Annotated in this window: 26 protein-coding genes; 1 reads left to right on the top strand and 25 read right to left on the bottom strand. The window is 60.6% G+C overall.

Annotation, left to right across the window (positions count from 1 at the left end; all coding sequences use genetic code 11):
* Positions 1–71 precede the first annotated feature (71 nt).
* From HRU82_07710 to HRU82_07780, 15 genes are all read right to left on the bottom strand, one after another.
* Positions 72–320, bottom strand: a complete 249-nt coding sequence (locus HRU82_07710; GenBank protein ID QOJ34836.1) for a 30S ribosomal protein S18 — start codon at positions 318–320, stop codon at positions 72–74.
* Positions 321–335: 15 nt separating this feature from the next.
* A complete protein-coding gene (locus HRU82_07715) occupies positions 336–728 on the bottom strand; it encodes a single-stranded DNA-binding protein (protein ID QOJ34837.1) in 393 nt (130 codons plus the stop codon).
* Positions 712–1065: a 30S ribosomal protein S6 gene (gene rpsF / locus HRU82_07720; GenBank protein QOJ34838.1), complete on the bottom strand. Its 354-nt coding sequence runs from the start codon at positions 1063–1065 to the stop codon at positions 712–714. The genes HRU82_07715 and rpsF overlap by 17 nt, the downstream gene beginning before the upstream one ends.
* Before the next feature lie 144 nt (positions 1066–1209).
* Positions 1210–1647 (bottom strand): hypothetical protein, encoded by a 438-nt coding sequence (locus tag HRU82_07725; protein ID QOJ34839.1) that lies wholly within the window; start codon positions 1645–1647, stop codon positions 1210–1212.
* A 12-nt stretch (positions 1648–1659) separates the two neighbouring features.
* Positions 1660–2331, bottom strand: a complete 672-nt coding sequence (locus HRU82_07730) for a porin family protein (protein ID QOJ34840.1) — start codon at positions 2329–2331, stop codon at positions 1660–1662.
* Between the two features lie 102 nt (positions 2332–2433).
* Positions 2434–2646, bottom strand: a complete 213-nt coding sequence (locus tag HRU82_07735; protein QOJ34841.1) for a hypothetical protein — start codon at positions 2644–2646, stop codon at positions 2434–2436.
* Entirely contained in the window at positions 2639–3841 is a 1203-nt protein-coding gene (locus HRU82_07740; protein QOJ34842.1) for a hypothetical protein, read from the bottom strand. The genes HRU82_07735 and HRU82_07740 overlap by 8 nt, the downstream gene beginning before the upstream one ends.
* Before the next feature lie 89 nt (positions 3842–3930).
* Positions 3931–4533 (bottom strand): aminoacyl-tRNA hydrolase, encoded by a 603-nt coding sequence (locus HRU82_07745; protein ID QOJ34843.1) that lies wholly within the window; start codon positions 4531–4533, stop codon positions 3931–3933.
* Between the two features lie 5 nt (positions 4534–4538).
* A complete protein-coding gene (locus HRU82_07750) occupies positions 4539–5288 on the bottom strand; it encodes a 50S ribosomal protein L25 (protein ID QOJ34844.1) in 750 nt (249 codons plus the stop codon).
* 37 nt (positions 5289–5325) lie between these two features.
* Entirely contained in the window at positions 5326–6267 is a 942-nt protein-coding gene (locus HRU82_07755; protein QOJ34845.1) for a ribose-phosphate pyrophosphokinase, read from the bottom strand.
* A 252-nt stretch (positions 6268–6519) separates the two neighbouring features.
* Entirely contained in the window at positions 6520–7419 is a 900-nt protein-coding gene (locus HRU82_07760) for a 4-(cytidine 5'-diphospho)-2-C-methyl-D-erythritol kinase (protein ID QOJ34846.1), read from the bottom strand.
* A gap of 21 nt (positions 7420–7440) precedes the next feature.
* Positions 7441–8820, bottom strand: a complete 1380-nt coding sequence (locus HRU82_07765; protein QOJ34847.1) for a sigma-54-dependent Fis family transcriptional regulator — start codon at positions 8818–8820, stop codon at positions 7441–7443.
* Positions 8805–10493, bottom strand: a complete 1689-nt coding sequence (locus HRU82_07770) for a PAS domain S-box protein (GenBank protein ID QOJ34848.1) — start codon at positions 10491–10493, stop codon at positions 8805–8807. Before HRU82_07770 ends, HRU82_07765 begins: the two co-directional genes overlap by 16 nt.
* 184 nt (positions 10494–10677) lie before the next feature.
* Positions 10678–11895 carry a type II secretion system F family protein gene (locus HRU82_07775; GenBank protein ID QOJ34849.1) on the bottom strand — a complete coding sequence of 406 codons (1218 nt, stop codon included), beginning with the start codon at positions 11893–11895 and terminating at the stop codon, positions 10678–10680.
* A 150-nt stretch (positions 11896–12045) separates the two neighbouring features.
* The gene (locus HRU82_07780; protein ID QOJ34850.1) at positions 12046–12588 is read right to left on the bottom strand and encodes a CDP-alcohol phosphatidyltransferase family protein; all 543 of its coding nucleotides are present in this window, start codon (positions 12586–12588) and stop codon (positions 12046–12048) included.
* A gap of 173 nt (positions 12589–12761) precedes the next feature.
* Here HRU82_07780 and HRU82_07785 point away from each other — a divergent pair, with 173 nt between their 5' ends.
* Positions 12762–13082, top strand: a complete 321-nt coding sequence (locus tag HRU82_07785; protein QOJ34851.1) for a hypothetical protein — start codon at positions 12762–12764, stop codon at positions 13080–13082.
* On the opposite strand, the gene HRU82_07790 is transcribed toward HRU82_07785, so the two are convergent.
* The 10 genes from HRU82_07790 to HRU82_07835 form a co-directional block, all read right to left on the bottom strand.
* Positions 13079–14209 (bottom strand): serine hydrolase, encoded by a 1131-nt coding sequence (locus HRU82_07790; protein ID QOJ34852.1) that lies wholly within the window; start codon positions 14207–14209, stop codon positions 13079–13081. The two genes, HRU82_07785 and HRU82_07790, sit on opposite strands and share 4 nt — an antisense overlap.
* 85 nt (positions 14210–14294) lie before the next feature.
* A complete protein-coding gene (locus HRU82_07795; protein ID QOJ34853.1) occupies positions 14295–14807 on the bottom strand; it encodes a DivIVA domain-containing protein in 513 nt (170 codons plus the stop codon).
* Positions 14808–14828: 21 nt separating this feature from the next.
* Positions 14829–15125 carry a YggT family protein gene (locus HRU82_07800; protein QOJ34854.1) on the bottom strand — a complete coding sequence of 99 codons (297 nt, stop codon included), beginning with the start codon at positions 15123–15125 and terminating at the stop codon, positions 14829–14831.
* Positions 15116–15931 (bottom strand): pyrroline-5-carboxylate reductase, encoded by an 816-nt coding sequence (proC, locus tag HRU82_07805; GenBank protein ID QOJ37146.1) that lies wholly within the window; start codon positions 15929–15931, stop codon positions 15116–15118. Before proC ends, HRU82_07800 begins: the two co-directional genes overlap by 10 nt.
* 4 nt (positions 15932–15935) lie before the next feature.
* A complete protein-coding gene (locus tag HRU82_07810; protein ID QOJ34855.1) occupies positions 15936–16643 on the bottom strand; it encodes a YggS family pyridoxal phosphate-dependent enzyme in 708 nt (235 codons plus the stop codon).
* Between the two features lie 14 nt (positions 16644–16657).
* Positions 16658–17395: a peptidoglycan editing factor PgeF gene (gene pgeF / locus HRU82_07815; protein ID QOJ34856.1), complete on the bottom strand. Its 738-nt coding sequence runs from the start codon at positions 17393–17395 to the stop codon at positions 16658–16660.
* Positions 17396–17430: 35 nt separating this feature from the next.
* Positions 17431–18630 (bottom strand): cell division protein FtsZ, encoded by a 1200-nt coding sequence (ftsZ, locus tag HRU82_07820; protein QOJ34857.1) that lies wholly within the window; start codon positions 18628–18630, stop codon positions 17431–17433.
* Between the two features lie 54 nt (positions 18631–18684).
* Entirely contained in the window at positions 18685–19929 is a 1245-nt protein-coding gene (ftsA, locus tag HRU82_07825; protein ID QOJ34858.1) for a cell division protein FtsA, read from the bottom strand.
* The gene (locus HRU82_07830; protein ID QOJ34859.1) at positions 19926–20789 is read right to left on the bottom strand and encodes an FtsQ-type POTRA domain-containing protein; all 864 of its coding nucleotides are present in this window, start codon (positions 20787–20789) and stop codon (positions 19926–19928) included. The genes ftsA and HRU82_07830 overlap by 4 nt, the downstream gene beginning before the upstream one ends.
* 1 nt (position 20790) lies before the next feature.
* Positions 20791–21729 carry a D-alanine--D-alanine ligase gene (locus HRU82_07835; protein QOJ37147.1) on the bottom strand — a complete coding sequence of 313 codons (939 nt, stop codon included), beginning with the start codon at positions 21727–21729 and terminating at the stop codon, positions 20791–20793.
* Positions 21730–21795 lie beyond the last annotated feature (66 nt).

The following is a 21795-nucleotide window of genomic DNA, read 5'->3' on the forward strand; positions in this document are numbered from 1 at the left end:
GTTTCCCTTAACCGGGACCCTACGGCAAACCGGCTGCCTGATTCACAACTCAGCAAGGCCCCGCTCCTCGCCTATCGCTCTTCCGCAAAGCTGACCAAGGCGATATGGCGGGCCCGCTTCACAGCCATTGTCAGGACGCGCTGATGTTGCAGACAATTCCCTGAAATGCGACGCGGCACGATCCGTCCGCGCTCCGTCAGAAAATTCCGCAACAAACCGACATCTTTGAAGTCGATCGGCGCCTTGTCCACACAAAACCGGCAAGGTTTTCGGCGCTGAAAAAACCGCCCGCCCCCGCCACTTCGTTCTGCTCGTTCCATGCTTGCCTCCGTCTGCTAATACTGTTCGTCGTCGTACGAATGTTCCTCGTGCGGAGCCGCGCTGTCCCCTCCGGCCTCGCCTCGTTTGGGGAGAAAGGTCACGCTCTGCGCCACCACTTCGTGCTTACTGCGTTTCTGGCCGTCTTCGGTCTCCCACCGACGCTGTTGAAGACGTCCGTCGACAATGACCCCATTGCCCTTGCTGAGATACTGCCCGCAATGTTCCGCCTGTTTGCCGAACACGACGATGTCGATAAAGCAGACCTCTTCCTTGAGATCATCACCCTGCTTAAAGCGACGGCTGGTCGCCAGGCCGAAACTTGCGACCGGCGTGCCGCTGGGCGTGTACCGCAGCTCAGGGTTGCGGGTCAGGTTCCCGATGAGGATGACTTTATTGAACCCCGCCAACGGTCGCTCCTTGTGGCGCCGTCACCGACGCTCCTCGCGGCGGAGCCGGTTCCTGCTCCAACCGAACCGTGAGAAACTTGATGATCGAATCTTCCAAGCGGTACGCGCGCTCCAGTTCACCGACCACCGTACCGGCTCCTTGAAAGTAGAAGTAGACGTAGGTCCCCTTCCGCTCGCGCTTGATTTCGTACGCCAACTTTTTCCGGCCCCAATTCTCGGCCCGTTGGAGCGATGCGCCGTTCTTCGTGACGACGCCTTTCATTTTTTCAATCAGCGCGGACGTGTCTTCGTCGCTGAGGGACGGACGAATAATGAACAGAGACTCGTAGAGCTCCATGCAGCTGCCTCCTGGACAAAGGCCCCCATTCAAGGACGGGAGCGAGGTGTAGGCTTGCCGGCCTACCCGGCAAGAACACAAGACGGTAGCACAGCGTTTTTCACTCTGTCAACAATCCGGGGGTCTGCCGTCGGCAGGTTACGCTTAGTACTTTTTCTTGAATTGTGGGGGCGCGTTCGCCGGTGGCGTAGGTCTCGGTCCGTGGATAGCCGGCCCGCCTCCTGAAGGCCCTCGCCACCCGCCGAACCCACGATAGCCGCCGTACCAGCCATACCCGAGCGGGCCGTAAGGGTACCCGTAGTAACCCAACGGTGGTCCCCAGTAGCCGGGACCATAGCCGATTCCATAACCGGGCCCATATCCAGGGCCGGGCCAATAGGAATAGGACAGCGAGTCTGCATATCCCGGGTCCAAGGCGAACTCGCTTCGCGCCAGCCGCTCCGTTTGATGAACCGATTCGGCACAGCCGGTGATCACCCCGACACAACAGAGCCACACCGTGCAGCTGAGCAGCCGCGGCAGGAGTCGCTGTTCGGTGTGCGCCCACAGCCCAGTGTTCCGTCCCGGTAGCCAGCCGAGCATGGTCCGTCCTCGTTAAAAGTGATACGACAGGCCCACAAACAGTTGATGCGCGCGATAGGTGGCATCAAATCCCCCCACCGGCCCGAATGCGCCGCCGAACCGCAAGGTGGAGTCGGTGTACTTGTACTCCGTGAACAACGCCACCTTCGGTGCGACAAATGCGCGAATGCCCGCGAGCACGTCCCCCCCGACCGAAACTTGTGTGTCACGCTCAGTGGTGGTAGACCGACCGAGTCGTGCCACGAGAAGCGCCGGACCGCCGCCGATATAGGGCTGCCAGGTCATCCCAGGATAACGCACGACCACATGCGCACCGATTCCTGTCACCGTCAGATGGATGCCGGGTATGTCATCGAGGTTCTTGATGTGCGGGGCACTGTGTGACACATCGAGCTCGAGTCCGAACAGCCCGTGGTTGGGATACACCCCGACCTTTCCACCGAATGCCGGACTGGTTTTGAGATTGTAATTGGGGGAATCCAAGCCCGCGAGGCTGCCGGTCCCCCTGACATTGCGAAGGGGATCGGCGAAGTTCGCGCCGAACTGACCGGCGACGTACCATTCGGCGCTTGTCTCCGAAGGGAGAACCGTGAGCGCCAGGCCCATCCCCGCGACCAGGACAATGAAGACGAAATGATTCCACACCATGGTTCCCTCTCCATGGGCGAGGCCTGTCAAGATCATACCAGGCATGGTGCACCATGATCTGGACAACTTTCACGGGCCCACAGGTGGAAAGTCCAATGGTCGGAAGGGTACAAGGAGCGGGTGAGCGACGGCGTGCCGCTACGGTTGATTACGAGCAGAAGGGTTAAAGACTCGATACAATAGTATCCCGCCGACAACCGCAATCGCCAAGCCTACCAGCACCTGGGTGCCGAAGCTCAACGGTCCGACCACCCATTCAGCTAGACGAGGCAGTGCAACGGTGGAAAGTACGACGAACAACAACGCGATCAGATGGGCCCACAAATAGATCGGTTCGCCTGGTTTACGCATGGGTGCGTTTCGTCTCTTCGAGGTGTTTCCTGAGATAGGGCATGAAGGGTGTGCCACCCGTGCCGACTGCAGTGGGATTGCCGGCGTGGGATTGCTGTTGACGGAAAATGTACCGCTCCGCATACCCGAGATGGGTTTCACGGAACTGGGCAAGCAGGTCTACGCAGGCGCAGAAAGCCTTCCACAATTCCGGATGGGTGGATCGGCGGTCATCGGCATACCCACACAGGAGCGGCCTGTGCTGAGTATCCACACGCTGTTCGAGCGCTTCGATAAACGCACGGTGACGAGGCGGCATGTAGTCCCGCATTTCCATCAGGTATTGCGTCAGAGGGTCCTCCGCATGACTCACACCGAGCCCTGCATCCAGGGCGGGGACAATCGAACTTTGTGAGCCGGTCTCTCCGCGAAATTGCTGCGGGCGCCCTCCGTAGGCCGACACGTGCTCATACACCAAGCCCTCCGGCAGCGTCGGATTGTTTTTCCAACCATGAATGAAGGGTCGCACGCGACTGTAATAGATGTAGGGATCGCAGCGCTCGGGCATTCGCAACAAGGTCTCGCACATGGCCTCTTGGGCAGCCGCCAAGCCACGCAGCCCCTTCAGGACTCCATCCGGGTGGTCTTCCAGCGCGGCATTCTGCGCGTCGACCAGGCCCTTCAGGCCAGGACCCGCCTCCGCTTCGATCTCCACGTGCACGAGGACGAACCATTCTTCATCGAGCCCGCCCAGAAAATTTTGCACCAAGGCGAGATTGCCCAATTCGATCGGCCGATTTGGATCGAGACGGCGCCAATTGTGCAAAGCATACGACGCGTAAGACAAGACGGGCGGACGCCCGAGCTGCTGTGCCACCGCATACCAGGGAAGGGCCAGACTCTCAGGTAACTGCGTAGCGGGATGGTCCGGGTCCTCCCACACATAGGCATGGCTGACAAAGGACAGGGTGCGCATCGCAGCACGAAAGGCATCGAGGCCCCAGTCATCCGCGACCGGTCCCATCATCGCCTGCCGGTCATGAATCAGACGTCGCACTTGCCGCGCGGCAAGATACTTAGGAAGTTCCGCTCCCAGTTCATTCAATACGGCTTCATCGGGAAGTCGATCGAGGGGGTCGGTGATCGGAAGGAACCCGCGTTCCGGAGACAGGTCAAACGCGGCAAGCGACAGTGGTTGGGGCTTCTGGGCGGTCATGACACCTCCCCGTTGCTGCGACCTCACTCATTGTACCCTATACAGACCCACAACGATCCAACGGCAGGAGCGAACGGCACCCCTCTCCGTCACTGACATGGCTCATTCGGCTTCGGCCCGCCTTCCGGCTTGTCCCGCACATTGAACTGATTCATCGCGGTGGCAACATCCCGATTCACGAGCAATTCCAGCGCATCGACGGCCCGAGCCAAACAGGGTTCGTACACAGCCATTTCGTTCGCGGAAACCGGCTCCAGCACGTAATCCGCCGAGTCCTGCCGAGGCGCCGGACGGCCGATGCCGATCTTGACGCGTACGAACTGCGGCGTACCCAGGGCCTCGACAATGGATTTAATGCCGTTGTGGCCGCCGCTCCCGCCACCCTGCCTGATCCGAAGCCGGCCGGGCTCCATGTCGAGGTCGTCATGCACGACGACCAGCGCCTCGGGCGTCAAGCCAAGTTCGCGAAGGAGGCCTTTCAGGGGAGGACCGGTGACATTCATCCAATCGAGCATTCCGGCAAGCTCGACCAGTTTGGAACCGGCGCGACCCGAGCCTCGCTGGGCCGCGCCCTTCCTGATGAGGCGAATCGACCAACGCGCCGCCGCCCGTTCGACGACCCAACACCCGATGTTGTGGCGGGTCGCCGCATACTGAGGGCCGGGGTTGCCCAAACCGACGATGAGGTGCAACGCAGCTACTTCTTCTTTTCCGGCTCTTTCTTCTCAGCACCCTTGGCCGCGGCCCCGGCCTTGGCTTCACCGGCTTTGCCCGCCTCGGCCGTGCCCTCCGCCGCCGCCTTGCCCTTAGCCGCAACCTCCGGTTCCTTGGCGCCTTCGGCACCGGGAGCACCGGCCGTCAGCAAGGCTTCGAGCTTCGCATCGGTGATCGGGGCGGCAACGCTCACGATCATATGATCAGGGTCATCCAGGAAGCGAACCCCTTCGGCCTGCTTGACATCCTTGAGATGGATGCCTTGATTGATTTGCAATTGCGACGCGTCGACCTCGATGAAATCCGGCAGCGCAGACGGCAAACACTCGACATGCAGCTCGCGCAATACGTGGTGCAAGACGCCGCCTTCTTTCAGTCCGAGCGGTTGCCCACCGGTCAGGTGCACGGGGACCTTCACCCGGATGGGCTTGTCCATCGACACCTCGAAGAAGTCCGCGTGTAACACCTTGCCGAGGATCGGATCTACTTGATATTCCCGCAACAGCGCCGTACGTTTGGCCTTGCCGGCGGCTCCGTCGATGGTAATGCTGATCAACGCCGTGGACCCAGCCTGCGACCGGATGATCTTCACCAATTCCTCAGGCTTGACCGAGAGCAGGAGACACTCTCCTTGCCCATACAGCACCGCGGGAACCCTGCCGGCTCGTCGCAGCTGACGCGCGGGTCCCTTGCCTCCACCTTGTCTGCTCTCAACCGTCAAATCGAATTTCATCGTACTCCTCCTCGACCCGTCGCTCGACGCGAACGGCCTACACGAATAACGAACTCACCGATTCATCTTCATGAATGCGCCTGATGGCTTCCCCTAGGAGAGGCGCCACCGACAGCACCTTGATCTTCGGACACTTCTGCTCTTTCCCACGCAACGGAATGGAATCGGTGATCAACACTTCCACAAGGCAGGATTGTTGGAGGCGCTCCAACGCCGGCCCCGACAGCACCCCATGCGTACATCCCGCCCAGACCTCGCGCGCCCCCTTTTCAAAACAGGCCTGCGCGCCCTGCACGATGGTCCCCGCCGTATCGATCATGTCGTCCAGCAGGAGGGCGCTCTTGCCTTGTACATCCCCGATAATGTTCATCACCTGCGCTTGATTCGGCCCTTCCCGACGTTTGTCGATGATGGCCAGATTGGCCTGCAACCGTTTGGCAAACGCCCTGGCTCGCTCCACTCCCCCGGCATCCGGTGAGACCACGACCAGATCACTGATCCGGCGTTTTGTGATGTAATCCATCAAGACGGGCAAGGCATAGAGGTTATCCACGGGAATATTGAAGAAACCTTGGATCTGGCTGGCATGGAGGTCCATGGTCAGCACTCGGTCCGCGCCGGCGGTCGTAATGATGTCCGCCACCAACTTGGCCGAGATCGGCACGCGCGGTTGATCCTTGCGATCCTGCCGGGCATAGCCGAAATACGGAATCACCGCCGTGATGCGGTTAGCCGAAGAGCGTTTCAACGCATCGATCATGATCAGCATTTCCATGATCGAGTCGTTGACCGGTGAGCAGCAGGACTGAACGACAAACACATCGGCTCCGCGCACGTTCTCTTCGACGCGGATGCGGATCTCGCCGTCGCTGAACGAGGAAACGGTCGCCGCCCCCATAGGCCGTCCGAGATAACTGCAGATAGCCTGCGCAAGCGCAGGATTGGCGCTGCCCGAGAAGAGCTTGAGTTCCCTGTTCATTCCACCCCTTCGATCCGGTACGTGGCAACGCCGAATATTGTAACGATTCGAGTCGAGTTCGTATAAAGCGGTGGGCACGGACGGGACGTTCGATCCCGCTGACCTCTTGGACTGTCAGGACATGAGGACGCCTACCGAAGCACAGCACATTAGCGAAAACGTCTGGAAGTTGTCAACCGCGCGGCAGCGGACGTCTCGTCAGACCACCACCGCAGCACCGCCCCCCTCCACCACCGTTAACCGTGCGCATGATCAGGCCGGCGAAAGAACCGGCGCACCCGCGGTTGGGACCGCAACGGCTTTCATTTGCCCTTCCTCTACGAACAAGGCCGCAGCCCTCTCCGCCACAGTCTGCTCGCGGAAGACGCCGAACATGGTCGCGCCGCTTCCAGACAGGAGCGCCACCTCGGCGCCGGCATCGAGCAGTCGGCGTTTGATGTCGGCCAATACCGGGTGGCGAGCAAAGACCGGCGTTTCAAAATCGTTTTCTGCAGCTTGCGTAACCTCGCTCCAGTCCATCTCCGATTGAACGTCCAGATGCCGATGGGCCCCTGACAGCGGGCGCACGGCGGCGCGGGTCGACACCAGTTGTTGGTAGGCCCACTTGGTCTCGACCGGAAAGCCTGGGTTGACCAAGGTGATCCAGCGTCGGCCGAGCAGCCGCACGGGGCGCACATGCTCGCCCCGCCCGGTCACGCAGGCGGTCGGCGCCACGAAAAAGAATGGAACATCGCTGCCCAGCCGTTGGCCGATCGCGGCCATCTGCTCGCCCGACCAACTAAGCCCCAGCAGCTTGGCCAGTCCCAAGATCGTGGCGGCGGCATCACTGCTACCGCCTCCCAGCCCCGCGCCGAGGGGTATCCGTTTCGTCAGCGTGATCGACACCTCCGCCGACTGCCCGGCCCGTTCCAATACCAATTGCGCCGCCCGATACACCAGATTGCTCTGGTCGGATGCCAGTTGGGCATGATCACAGCGCAGGTCGATTCGGACTGGTCGGTCAGGCGTAACGGTGAGACGCAATTCATCCTCAAGCCCGACCGTCTGCATCAACGACCAAATGTCGTGGAATCCGTCGGAGCGACGCTCCAGTACCCGAAGGATCAAATTGACTTTGGCGGGGGTCAGAACACGTAAACTGGTACCGTTCACTCGCGGCTATCTGGGGCGGCGCTAATCCCGGCCTCCTTTGATCTCGTATTTCTCGAGGCGGTATCGGAATGAGCGGGTATTCAAGCGCAGGAGTCGCGCAGCCCGCTTCTTCACCCACTGGCTGCGTTCGAGTGCTTTCAAGAGCAAGTCTTTCTCGATCGAATCAATGAGCCGCTCCAGGTCCAAACCATCCTCCGGCAAATCCGAAGGCAGGACTTGCTGGGTACTGACCGATTTATGGAGCCAGCCTCGAATATCCGCTTCCGTCACCGACGATCCCGTCGTGAAGGCCACGACGCGTTCGATCACGTTCTCCAATTCACGAACGTTGCCTCGCCATTCATGCGCCAACAGCACGCGCATGGCCTCCTGGTTCATCGTCGGCACTGGTTTACCACTTTCCTTGGCAAATTTCTCCAAGAAATGTTGGGTCAGGAGAGGGATGTCGCTGGTGCGCATGCGCAGCGGGGGGAGCTTAATGGGAATGACATCCAATCGGTAATAGAGGTCTTCCCGAAAGGACCCTTCGGCCACGGCCTTCTCCAAATCCCGGTTGGTCGCCGCGATGATCCGCACGTCAACCTTCATATCCTGCGTGCCTCCGACGCGCCGGAATTCGCGCTCCTGAATCACGCGCAGCAACTTCACTTGGATCGGAAGCGTCGTATCGCCGATTTCATCGAGGAAGATGGTGCCGCCGTTGGCGACCTCGAAGAGCCCGGCTTTGTTGGAAATGGCTCCGGTGAACGACCCCTTCATGTGGCCGAACAACTCGCTCTCCAGCAATGTTTCGGGGACGGCGCTGCAATTGACGGTCACAAAGGGCATGGACGAGCGCACGCTGTTGTAGTGGATGGCACGAGCCACCAATTCCTTTCCCGTTCCGCTCTCCCCCCCGATGAGCACGTTGCTTTTGGAGTCGGCCACCTTCTTGATGATGTCATAGACCCGCTGCATCGGCTCGCTTTGCCCGATGATTTGAGAGAACGACGATTGGCTCGCCAGTTCCCGCTTGAGCAACATATTCTCCGTCGACAACCGTCGACGCTCGATCGCATTGCGAACGATCAGTTGCACCTCGTCGACCTGAAACGGCTTGGTCAGGTAATCGTAGGCCCCCTGCTTCATGGCTTCGACCGCCGAGTCCGCCGACGCGAAGGCGGTGATCATCAGCACCACCGTCTCCGGAGAAGCGGCCTTCACAGCCTTGAGCACCTCTAACCCACCCACCCTCGGCATCCGGAGGTCCGTGATCACGAGGTCGAAGATTTCCTTCTGAACCTGGGCGATCGCCTCGTCGCCGTCGGAGGCGGTCGTCACAGCATACCCCGCGCGCTTCAGCATGATGCTCAAGACGTCCCGTAACCCCTGCTCATCATCGACGACTAGAATCTTTTCCACACTTCCCTTCCTTCATGCCACAGCCGCGCACCGGTTTCTGGCGATTGCGGGAGACACACCACAAATCGCGTTCCCTTGCCCACTTCGCTCTCCACCTTCGTCCATCCCCCGTGCAGGTCCACGATGCGATGCACCTGAGCGAGTCCTAGCCCAGAACCTTCTTTTTTCGTGGTAAAAAACGGCAGAAAAATCTTGTCGAAGTTCTGTTTTGGGATGCCTTCTCCTTCATCCTGGAATGCGATTTCGATCACGTTGGTCCGGCACTCACCGAGTTCCACTCGTCGCACCCCCGTGCTGATCGTCAGGACTCCTCCGGCTGGCATGGCGTCGAATGCGTTGACGGCGAGGTTCCAGAATACTTGCTTCAGTTGATTCTGATCGACCGGCGCCGTGAGGGTTCCGAGAGCCGCGGTGAAAGCAATCGTCATGTTCCTGCGCGATCGAGCTTCATGTTGAATCAGATCCAATGTCTCAGCAAGGACTTTGTTCAAATCTTGCTCCGTGAGATGCAAGGCCGGAGGGCGCGCATACTGCAGAAACTCAGTGATGATGTTGTCGAGCCGTTTGCCCTCTCGAATCGCAATATCCATAAGCCTCTGGCTGGTCTCATCCGAGCCGACGTCATGCCGCAGCATCTGCATGGCTCCGACCAGCGCCCCCAATGGATTGCGAATTTCATGCGCCATCCCCGCCGACATTTCTCCGAGGTTGGCCAACCACTCTTTCCGGCGCATTTCTTCTTCCAGATACCGAATTTGAGTCAGATCTTTGAACACGCCAACCAGGCCGCGCTGCATCCCCTGCTCCTGCAGCGGAGAGACGGTCATACCTAACACCAAGCGGCTGCCGTCTGCCCGCCGGCATTCCACCTCGAATCGAGCCGGGGCCGTGACAACTTCCTCCGCGCCCGCTTCTCCCGGTCGGCAGTGGAACACCTCGCGCCAGGATCGTCCCTGCACCTCAGGAAACGTATAGCCGGTAACTTCATGGGCCGCCGGATTGAAGGAGGTAATGCGTCCGACCTCGTCCGTCGCGAATACTCCGCTGCTGATACTTCGGACGATATTTTCGTGAAAAAGCTGGAGCCGGGTGAGCCCTTGTTCTTTTTCTCGCAGGGATTGATCGGCCAACCGCAGCTGGTCGGCCAAGATACCGCTCAGGAAGCCGACCATCAGAAACGCAAGTCCATAGGTCCCAATGCTCTGCAACGCTTCAGGCCCACTTAACTTACCCGGCGGCAGCCACCCATCGGAGTTGAGCACACCAAAGCATTGAATCCCTGCCATCGCTCCGAACAACAGCGCGCAGCCGGCGCCGGTGACCAATCCGACACGACGTTGCGGCACCAGACTCGCCACTGTCACCGTGACGACATAGAGGACGGCGAACGGGCTCTCAATCCCCCCGGTTCTCGCAACGAGGATGGTCTCCAGCAGGAAATCCATCGCCACCTGAGCCCAGGTGAAGACGGTCAAGGCACGCGGAGCCGTCAGATATCGCAACAGCAGGGCGCTGACGATCGTGAGTGCATAGGTCACGACGATCAACGCGGAGAAGGTCGGCACCAATTCTCCGCGCGTAGCCTGAAAGACCAGGGACAAGCCAAGCAGCAGCGTCACCACAAGGACGCGCAGGCCCAGCAACCAATGCAGCCGCGTTCTTAACTCCAACATAGCGTGGACTCGCGGGGATTGTGAAAGCTGATCGAATGAGAGGCCTTGCGTAACGAAAGAGGAGACGCTTCACAGAGGCTGCTATGCGAGGGGCTGACGGGGACACGCATGGGGGCATCCTGCCCTGATAGAGGTGCGGTGCGGGTCCGCCGAAAGAACACCGCACCGCGGCGACGCCACGTCGCTACTGAATGGCTTGCGCCATCGTGAAGATCGGAAGGTACATCGCAATGACGATAAATCCGATGATGGTGCCTAACACCACCATCATGATCGGTTCGAGCAGTGAGGTGAGGGCCGCGACGGCCTGGTCCACTTCATCTTCATAGAAGTCGGCGATCTTGCCCAACATGGCATCCAACGCCCCCGTCGATTCCCCGACGGCGATCATGTGCGTGACCATTTTGGGAAACACATTGCCTTTGGCCAGCGGTTCGGAAATGGTTTTTCCACCGCTGATGCTGACCCGGGCGTTCATAAGCGCTTCCTCGATCACTTTGTTGCCGGAGGTCTTGGCGCAAATACTCAGGCCTTCCAGCAACGGCACGCCACTCGTAATCAGCGTGCCGAGAGTACGCGTAAATTTGGCCACGGACGCCTTCCTGATCAAATCCCCGACAATGGGGAACTTCAACAACAGCCGATCGATGACGACGCGGCCATTGGTCGTGCCGTAATACCGTTTGACGGCATACATGGTGGCGAACAACGCCCCGGCCATCATGTACCAGTAACTCTGAAAGAAATTGCTGATATCGATGACCAGCTGCGTCGGGCCCGGCAATCCGATTTTCCCGCCCGACATTTCCGAGAACATCTTGGCGAAAATCGGGATCACCCACACCATCAACACGCTGATGACGATGATGGCGACGCCGACAATGGCGCTCGGATACACCATAGCGGACTTGATCTGCCCTTTGAGCTTCATCGCTTTCTCGATGTGCTTGGCCAAACGGGTCAGAATCGTATCCAGCAGACCACCGACTTCACCGGCGTGAATCATATTGACGTACAGATCATCAAACACTTTGGGGTGTTTCTTCAGGGCATCGGAGAAGGTCGACCCCGCTTCCACGCTGTTCTTTACATCCGCTACCGTTTCTCGCAGGACCTTGTTCTCCGACTGAGTGGAGAGGATATCGAGGCATTGGATGAGCGGAAGCCCTGCGTTAATCATGGTGCCGAACTGGCGGGTGAACACCACAAGGTCTTTATCGGTGAGGCCGCTCCCGATGCTGAGGTTCAGTTTCCCGCCCTTCCCGGATTTTTCTTCCAGGCTGGTGACTACGACCTGTTGTTTACGCAGCTGATCGACCGCTTCGTCTCTCGTCTTGGCGGTCAGCTCGCCTTTTTTGACCGCACCCTGGCGGTTTCGTCCAACGTAGGCAAATGTAGCCATGGCCTTGGTTCCACTCCTGTGACGGCGGGCCGCAACACACACGACGGATGCGGGAAACTACGTTTGAAGTCTATAAGACCCCCCACAACCTGTCAAACAAATGCGGCGAAGCGGAGGCGAGCGTCGAGCAGTCTGAGACGCGTCAGCCGCTCAATTCTGACTGGAGCTGATGCGGAGATAGCCGCGCGAGAGGTAATGCAGGCCGGAGAGTAGGGTCACTCCGCCCATGAGATAGAGAAGCGGATCCAAGGATGCCAAGTCATACTTGCGTGAAGCGAAGAACACGACGGCAACCAGGGTCGTCAGTTGCACCAGCGTCGTGCCTTTCCCAAGTACCGTCGGTGAGATGTCCACCTGTGTATTGGTGAAATGGGCGACCGCCGCGCCCAACATCAGCATCAAGTCACGACTGGCCACCAAGATCGTCACCCAGAGCGGCACCAAGTGCATCACAGACAGGGTAATGAAGCCGGTTGTGAGCATGAGTTTGTCGGCCAAGGGATCCAGCACCTCACCGAGTTTGGTGCGTTGATTGGCCACGCGCGCGATCGTCCCGTCCAGGGCGTCGGTCAGGCCGGCGATAAAGAGAGTGGCGAGGGCATAGTCGAATTGTTCATAGTTGAGGAGCCCCACGTACACCGGGATCAGGAGGATGCGGAGGATGGTCAAACTGTTGGGGACATTCATGTTCATCAGAATCGATGGCGCCGGAGGTCCTCGCCGCTCACGCCCGTCGCTGAGGCAAGAAGCGCGCATCATAGAAAGCACCGCCCCCCTTGTCAACGACGGTTGCACTCCGGTAGACAGCTCCCTATAATCTGCCTCCTTGATAGGGTACCAACAGGACTTGACCGACGGAGGATCGTATGAGTGCGCTGCCCCTCCTTTTTAGAAAAGAGGGTTTGGTTGAACGCCATCAAATCGAAGGCATCGATCCGAGCGATCGCTACTTCAATCGGGCGATCCAGGTAAGCCGGGTGTCTTCCGGTTATACAGGGAAGGTGATGTACGAGGCCTTGGTCGTCGAGGGAACCGTGCATCCCACCATCGGCGCTGCGGTGAAATCAGTCGTTGAGAAACTGCAAGGCCTGGGATTCGTCCGGATGCGCACGCGCCCGAACTTCAAGGGCGCCCGCTATCTGGCCGAAAAAGAGACCTGGACCGACTACCCCGACCAGTCTTCCTAACGCCCCACGCATTCCTGATAAACCAAATCGTGAATCTTCGGGCGAAATGCGCGGATGCTTTCGTTTCGCCTCGTCGGGTGCACACGGTTCGAAAGCAGGACCACTTCCAGTTCCTGGATGGGATCGATCCAAATCGACGTGCCGGTATATCCGAGATGGCCGAACGAGTCGGAAGAAAAGAGGGCTCCGGCCGAGGACGACCCCGATGGGGTGTCCCAGCCCAATGCCCAACTGGAACCGAGAGTGACCTGCTGCCGCTGGGTGAAGACTCGTACCCACTTCGGATCCAACCAGGTCCCATGACCGCGGTAACCATCCATCCAAGCCTGCACAATCGCCAAGACTGACCGAGCAGTTCCGAATAGTCCCGCATGCCCTGCGACACCGCCCAACGCAAAGGCATTTTCATCGTGCACTTCCCCGCAGAGGGTGCGCCCGCGCCAGGCGTCCACCTCGGTTGCGGCGATCCTCCGCGGCGGCCCTGACGATGGCTTGTCGAGCACAGCGCTCCCTCGAGGCAGATAACTCAACGCTTCGGCATGGAACGGTTCAAAGATCTGTTCCTGACACCAACGGTCTAGCGGTTGCCTCGTCACCCGCTCCACCGCCAACCCCAACAGGATGAACCCGAGGTCGCTATACAAGCTGCGTGTCGTCGGCTCGTAGATAAGCTCTTCAGCCCCGATGTACCCGAGCACAGCTTGCCGTGCCGCAGCGGTTCCGATGAGCCCAGGGTGCGTGCTTTCTGCCTCTGCGATCCGTTCGAAATAGGGGCGCCAGCCGGGAAGACCCGAACTATGTGTGAGCAACTGGCGGATCGTCGCCGAACCGCAAGGGCGGCCGACGAGTTCAGGAAGAATCTTCTGAATAGGGTCCCCGAGCGCAACCTCTCCCCGCTGCACAAGGAGCAGCAACGCCGTCGTCGTGGCAAGCACCTTGGTGAGCGACGCCAGGTCATACCAGGTCTCCGTCGTCACCGGCTCGCCGAGCGGTTGCACGAATAACCGGCCTACCGCCGCTTCATAGACTAATCGGCCGCGCAGCCGAACCGCCAAGACCGCACCAGGGAAGGTGCCGTCATCGACGGCTCCTTGTAGGGCCGCGTGAATCACATCGGAATGTGTCATGAGGAGTGGTCGACGTGGTACTGGTGCCCTGTGACCGGTCACCACGGCGAAAGGACAGACGCGCGAGGACAGCGACGAGAAACAGTCAACGGGTGGAACTGGACTCGCCGGCCAATTTCCCCTCGATCGCCGTCGAGTCCGGTTGATACGCCTCGCTCTCTTCCACCTCCAGCATCCGCTCGAAGGAACGCAAGGTCGCGCGGAAACGTTCCACCAGCATCAGCCGTTGCTTCTGCAGATCGGCCAAGCCCCGCTGCATGTCGGACAAACTCACGCGCGCCTGCCGAACAATCTCACTGGCCTTCAGCTCCGCTTCCTTCACGATCAACTCGGACTCTCGTTGCGCAGAACGCTTCACCTCTTCCGCCAACGATTGCGCCGACACCAGCGTACTCGACAGCGTGGCTTCGGTGCGCCGCAAGTCCGCGACCTGCTGTTCGGTGGCGGTCACCTTGTCCCGCAGCATACTGTTCTCGCGATTCAAATTTTCCACCGTCAAGGCCAGTTCTTCCAGAAACCGATTGACCTCATCACGGTCATAGCCGCGGAACTTGACCTGAAAGGACATCTGCTGAATATCGATGGGGGTGATTTTCATGCGACACCTCTTCCCCGAGGGTTAATGCATGCGCACGGCGATATCCCGTAGGGATTGAACCACGGCATACTGCAGAAAGACAAGGATCAGAATCGCGATCATCGGCGACAGGTCGATCCCCATCCGCCACCCCAACAGCCGGCGAATCGGAGACAAGACCGGCTCGGTCGCGCGTTCCAGAAACTGGACGATCGGATTCCAGGGGTCCGGGTTCACCCAGGAAATCAAGGCGCGTGCGATGATGACCCACATATAGAGCCACAGCACCGTATCCAAGACCGTCGCCACCCCCTGCAACACATTGCCCATCACAAACATGAGCGTCCCAACTCCTGTGATCGGTTCGTCGCCGCCTCAACCGCGGCCATCAAACATCCCCGCAAGCCCCCCGCCTCCAACGCATGCAACCCGGCTATCGTCGTGCCGCCCGGCGAGGCCACCTGATCCTTCAAACAGGCCGGGTGCTCCCCTCGATCCAACAACATGCGCGCCGCCCCCAATACGGTTTGGGCGGCAAGCAGTTGCGCTGTTGCCCGAGGCAGTCCCATCTTGACACCTCCGTCCGCCAAGGCCTCGATGGCGACGAATACATAGGCCGGCCCGCTTCCGCTCAGACCGGTCACGGCATCCATCAACCGCTCCTCCACCGAAACCACCGCTCCCACGGCCTCAAAGAGAGTCCGCGCAGCCGTCACATCCTCGGCTTGAAGATCGGCTGAATAGGCCAAGGCCGTCACACCAGCACGGACCAAGGCCGGCGTATTCGGCATGGCCCGCACGATGCCTCGCGCATCCGCAGCCCGCTCGCGAATCCAGGCGGTCGTCACACCGGCCGCAATCGACACGACCAGCTTTCCGCTAAGCTCGTTACCCACCCCACCAAGGACCGCAGGCATCGCCTGCGGTTTGACGGCGAGCACCACCAGATCCGCGTCGCTCACGGCAGATCGGTTGTCGTCGAGGGCCTTGATTCCAAACCGCGCGGCCAGCCGATCGCGACGTGCCGCCACAGGATCCGTCGCCGTCAGCATAACGGCCTCCGCTCCACCCGCCGCCAACAGACCACCGATCAGTGCTTCGGCCATCTGTCCTCCGCCTAGGAACACCACCCGCTTCGGCAACATCACCCTAGGTTCCCCGTTCTCCGAATATCGCCGTTCCGATCCTGACGTATGTGGCGCCCTCTTCGATCGCCACCGGGTAATCATGCGACATCCCCATCGACAGGTCCTGCATATTAATGTTCGGCAAGCCTGGCGCTGTCAATGACTGCGATAACTCCCGCAGCCGGCGAAAATACGGTCGGGCCTCTTCGGCCGTCGCGGTAGGAGGCGGAATGGCCATCAACCCTCGAATCTCCAAATGCTCCAGGCCGCTCAAGGCCTTCAACGAAGCAATCAAGGCAACGGGATCGAATCCACCCTTGCTGGCCTCTCCGCCGAGGTTCACTTCCAGAAGCACCCGTTGTCGCAGGCCCGCATCACCCGCCCGGCGATTGATTTCTTCCGCCAACTCCAGGCTATCGACCGATTGGATCGTGTCGAAACGGCCGACCACTGACTTGACTTTGCGACGCTGCAAGGTGCCGATAAAATGCCAGCACACGCCCGGCCTCCCGAGCGCCTCGATTTTTGGCAGGGCCTCCTGAAGGCGATTTTCTCCCAGATGCCGCACTCCAGCGTCGACCGCTTCACGCACTCGTTCCACGGACACAGTTTTGGTAGCCGCCATCAATCGAATGCTGTCGGGTGAGCGGCCGGCCCGAGCCGCGGCACGACGAATCTCCTCCAGCACGGCCCGTACGCGAACCACTATGGTGTCGCTATTGTCATCCATCCCGGCAACGGGGGTCACCGCCCAGGCACAAGCGCAATGCCGCTGACCATGGTATCCCTCACCACGCCCTCGCGGCGATAACTAAAAAACAAGTCGGGATGGCAAATGGTGCACGCATTGACCGTCGCGATTCGCTCCTCCACCAGGCCGTGCGCTAAGGCTTGCCGACGCACGAAGGCCCGCAGGTCGAGATGGGCCTTCTCGGTCCCCACCGGTGTGACAACCGACCGCCAGTCAGAAAACACCTCCCGGAGCCTGGCCAGCACCGGAGCATCCACCTCGTAACAGCAGGAACCGGCGGACGGGCCGATCGCCATGCGAATGTGCTCGGGCGTGGCACCGAAACGTTCCACCAACAACGCGACAGTCCGAGGCACGATGCCGGCCATCGCGCCGCGCCAGCCGGCATGCACCGCCGCCACGACCCGCCGCGCCGGATCATGCAACAACACCGGCACACAGTCGGCTGTCCGGACCGCCACGACCACACCGGGTTGATCGGTCACCAGCGCGTCCCACCCGCCGTCGAAGGACACGCCCTCACCGAGAGGCTGGTCGACCACCAACGCATCCGTGCCGTGCACCTGCTTGACGGACAACATGACCGTCGCTCCCGCCGGCTGGCGACGCGATCGAATCGGAGAGGGACGACCCGGCATGACGTTCAGAGCCGAACGCCGGGTCCCAAAGAAATGCTCCACTCCGTCGTCGCCATCGGCAAACGACGGAACCGTGATGACATCGGCCAGCATGGCGCTCCCCCGTTCGATTGGGCTCCAGAGAGACTCTAGTCGGCCTGTTTCCGTAGAAACGTCGGCACGTCCCACTCGTCATCGCCGACCACCGCAACTCGGTCGGTCACATCACGCGACTCACCCATCCGCCGCAAGAAGGTCGGACGATCGAGGTCCTTTGGCGGGCGATCGGCCCCTACCGCCTGTACGCCTGTCAGCACCTGTTGGGCCGGACGCGCAGCCGCAGCGCGGGCTGCGGCACGTTCTGGATTGACCGGCCGCACCGCCGACTGCTCCTCTCGCTCAAATCCCGTGGCAATGACCGTCACGATCAGATCGTCGCCGATTTCCGGGTTGATCACCTGACCGACGATGATGTTGGCTTCCGAATCCGCTGCCCGTTGCACGATCGAAGCAGCTTCCTCTACCTCGTGCAAGGACATGTTCGGACCCCCGGTAATATTCAGCAGCACGCCGCGCGCGCCTTCCACACTGCCCTCTTCCAGCAACGGACTGCAAATGGCTTTTTGCGCCGCCTCCTGCGCTCGATTGCCGCCCCGCGCGATGCCCATTCCCATCACCGCTCGTCCCGTATGGGCCATGATGGTGCGCACGTCCGCGAAATCGACGTTCACCAAACCGGTGGTGGTGATCACGTCGGCGATGCCTTGAATGGCTTGGCGGAGGACGTCATCCGCCACTTTGAACGCATCCAGCAACGGCGTGGCCTTGTCCACAATCCCCAAGAGCCGCTGATTCGGAATGATCAGCAGCGTATCGACGTGGCGACCGAGGTCACGAATGCCCTCTTCAGCATGACTCATCCGGCGATGCCCCTCGTACTGAAAGGGCTTCGTCACCACCGCGACGGTGAGGATCCCCAACTCTCGCGCAATGCTGGCCACGATCGGCGCGGCGCCCGTGCCCGTCCCGCCTCCCATGCCGGCGGTCACGAACACCATATCGGCTCCCACGAGGCTCTCCCGGATCTGGTCCTTGCTTTCCAGGGCGGCATCCCGGCCCACCTCCGGCTTCGCGCCGGCTCCCAGCCCGCGTGTCCGCTCCGGCCCGATTTGAATTTTGTAGGCGGCCTGAGAGCGCTCCAGCGCCTGCACGTCCGTATTGGCGGCCACGAAATCGACCCGGCACAAGCCTCCGGTAATCATCGTATTAACGGCGTTACACCCGGCCCCTCCGACACCGATCACCTTGATCCGAACGGGTGACTGAGGCTCCTCCTGGAATGAAAACATCGTGGCACCTCCCTTGCCGATGGTGCGGACGCGGCCTGATGCCGCCCGCGAACGTTAGAAGAACTCGAACATCCACGATCGCATGCGATCGAACACTTTTCCCAACCCCTTGCCGTGCCGCATCCCGGCGGCTTCCAGATTGTCGATGTGTTGGCGGGCATGGAGGAGCAGACCGACGCCCGTGGCATGCATGGGATTGCTCACGATGTCGCGCAGGCCGCCGATGCCCGTCGGCACCCCGCGCCTAGCCGGCAGATTGAGCCCCTTTTCCGCCGCATCCGGCATTCCGTCCAACAGGGACGTGCCGCCTGTGATCACCACGCCCGCACCCAACATGCCTTCGTATCCGGCCCGGACGATTTCCCGCTTCACCAGGTCGAACATTTCCTCCACGCGCGGCTCCAGGATCTCCGCGATGTCGCGCCGCGTAAACTGGCGCGGCGGCCGATCACCGACCGACGGCACCTCCACGGTTTGATGGCCATGCACCAAGTCGGTGCGCGCAATGCCATGTTGCACCTTGATCTTTTCCGCGTCCGTCTGCGAAGTCAGCAAGCCGATCGCCAAATCCTTGGTCAGATTTTGCCCGCCGATGGGGAGCACCGCCGTATGTCGGATGCTGCCGTCCAAGAAGATCGCCAGATCGGTCGTGCCTCCGCCGAGGTCGACCATCGCCACCCCCAGTTCGCGCTCCTCCGCGCTGAGGACAGCCTCGCTCGACGCCAGCGGCTGGAGGATGATATCCACTACATCGAGGCCCGCGCGGTTCACGCTTTTGATGATGTTCTGCGCCGAGGTGACGGCCCCGGTGATGACATGCACATTCACTTCCAAGCGGTTACCCGACATGCCCAGGGGTTCGCGGACCCCTTCCTGGTCGTCGACCATAAACTCGCGCGGCAGGACGTGCAGGATGCGGCGTTCGTGCGGGATCACCGCCAGGGTTCTGGCGCTCTCGATGGCCCGGCTGATGTCGTCCCGCGTCACTTCCTGTTTCTTCAGCGCCACCACGCCTTTCAAGTTCTCGCCGGAGATGTGGCTGCCGGCAATGCCAGTGTAGACCGAATTGATCTGCACCGCCGCCATCAACTCCGCCTCCTCGACCGCCTTCTTAATGGACTCGACCGTACTCTCGATATTGACCACGACGCCTTTGCGCAGTCCCCGAGATGGGCAGGAGCCGACGCCGATGATATTGAGGGGCCCTTCATCCGGCACTTCGGCAACGATCGCGCAAATCTTCGTCGTCCCGATATCCAGTCCCACCAGAATATGATCCCGCTTCGACACTCGGCTCACCCCCTTCCCCGGACGATGACGCGGTCGGCAAAGCGGAGATCGATCTCACTCGCCCTCGCGCCCTCGCCGTCAAAGGCCACGTCACGCAATGCGGGCCGCATTTTCAAGAACCGGCTCCATTGCTGATCCATTGATGCCTCACTGAGCTGAAACGTCACGCCCTGAACCGATACGACCAAGTTATGTAGATTGCTCACATTGATGTCCGGCCGCCCCCCGGTCGTTTGGCCGACCATCTTGGCGAGGGCCGCCCCCACCTTGACCGCCCGGCGCTCCTCCGAGCGGCCCTGCGCCAGCCCCTTGCCGTCGACGCCGGAGAGAATCGGCAGGTTGGGATCGTCAGTCGAGCCCAGATGCGCCAACAGATACCCCTCTGCATCCGCAAGCAGATTCTCCGGCAGGGTCCGGACCACCACCGCAGGAGTCCGCTCGACGACCTCGATATGAATTTCGTGCAGGGGCTTCAGTGACACGGTGGCATCCTTGATCCACGGGTGGCCCTTCAGTCGCTCGGCAAGCCATGTGGGATTGATGGAATACAACGCCGTATCCGCCCTCAGGGCCAGACGGCTCAGCACTTCCTTCCGGTTCACATGCTGCAAGCCGCTGACGGTGACGGAGCGCACCAAAAACCATTCCCTGGTCAAGGGGCCGATTTCGCGAGCCAGGACAAAGAGCCCCGAGCAGCCGCCTACCAACACAGTCACCGTCGCGAGCACACGCAGCGAGATCAGCAGTCCTCGGCCGACCCGCGACCAATAACTCCCCTTGTTTACCGAATCGGCCGAGAAGGACTCCGCCCGCGAGTTGGCCCGGGGATTGATGGAGTCGCGTCGTCTTGTACGCCAGCGCAGGCCCATGCTACCTCACGGCTCGGAATGCCCCGACGCCAGCCCGCTGCAGGGCGGACTGGAGAATGCGTTCCACCAATGCGTCATAGGAAATATTCGCCTGCTTCGCCGCCATCGGCAACAAACTCGTCTCCGTCATGCCCGGCACCGTGTTGATCTCCAACACGTAGGGTTTGCTCTTGGGCGTGATGCGGAAATCGACACGCGCGGCGCCCCGACAGCCCAACGCGCGATAGGTTTCGCCGGCCAGTTTGCGGATTTCTCGGCTGACAGCGGCGGGCAGCGGCGCCGGACAGAGGTATTGCGTTCGGCCCTTTTCGTACTTGGCCGAAAAATCATAGAACCCCTCCGGGGCGACGATCTCGACGGCAGGCAAGGCTGTCACCGTTCCCCCATCACCGCCCAACAGCGAGACCGTCACTTCATGGCCGGGAATGAAGGTCTCGACCATGGCCTCCTCTTCATAACGATGGGCCAGACGCAAGGCCTCTTTCCATTGAGTGGCTTTACGAACGATCGTGACCCCAATCGTGGACCCCTGACTCGGCGGTTTCACTACCACCGGCAGTTGGAGTCTGGCCTCCGACAAGACGCGCGCCAGGCTGGGGTTCTTGCCGCGCACCACCACCGTCCCGCGAGGCACCGGAATCCCGTGCGATGCCAGCTCCACCTTCGTCACCACCTTATGCATACCAATGGCACTGGGCCGTACGCCGGAGCCAGTATAGGGAATGCCGATCGTCTCCAAAAACCCCTGGATGGCGCCGTCTTCCCCTCCGGGGCCGTGCAACGCCAGAAATGCGATCTCGATGAGTTGTTCCTGCAACGTCTGGTAGAGAGACGGACCGACATCGATAGCGACGGCATCGTACCCGCTCCGCACGAGCGACCGGTACACGGCTTCTCCGGTTTTCAACGACACCTCGCGCTCGGACGACTGTCCTCCCATCAAGACGCCGATTTTTGAACGAGTCAACAGGTTGCGTTCACTCACAGCCACACCATGTCCTTCCTG

The organism is Nitrospira sp. (assembly GCA_015709715.1).
Taxonomy (GTDB): domain Bacteria; phylum Nitrospirota; class Nitrospiria; order Nitrospirales; family Nitrospiraceae; genus Nitrospira_A.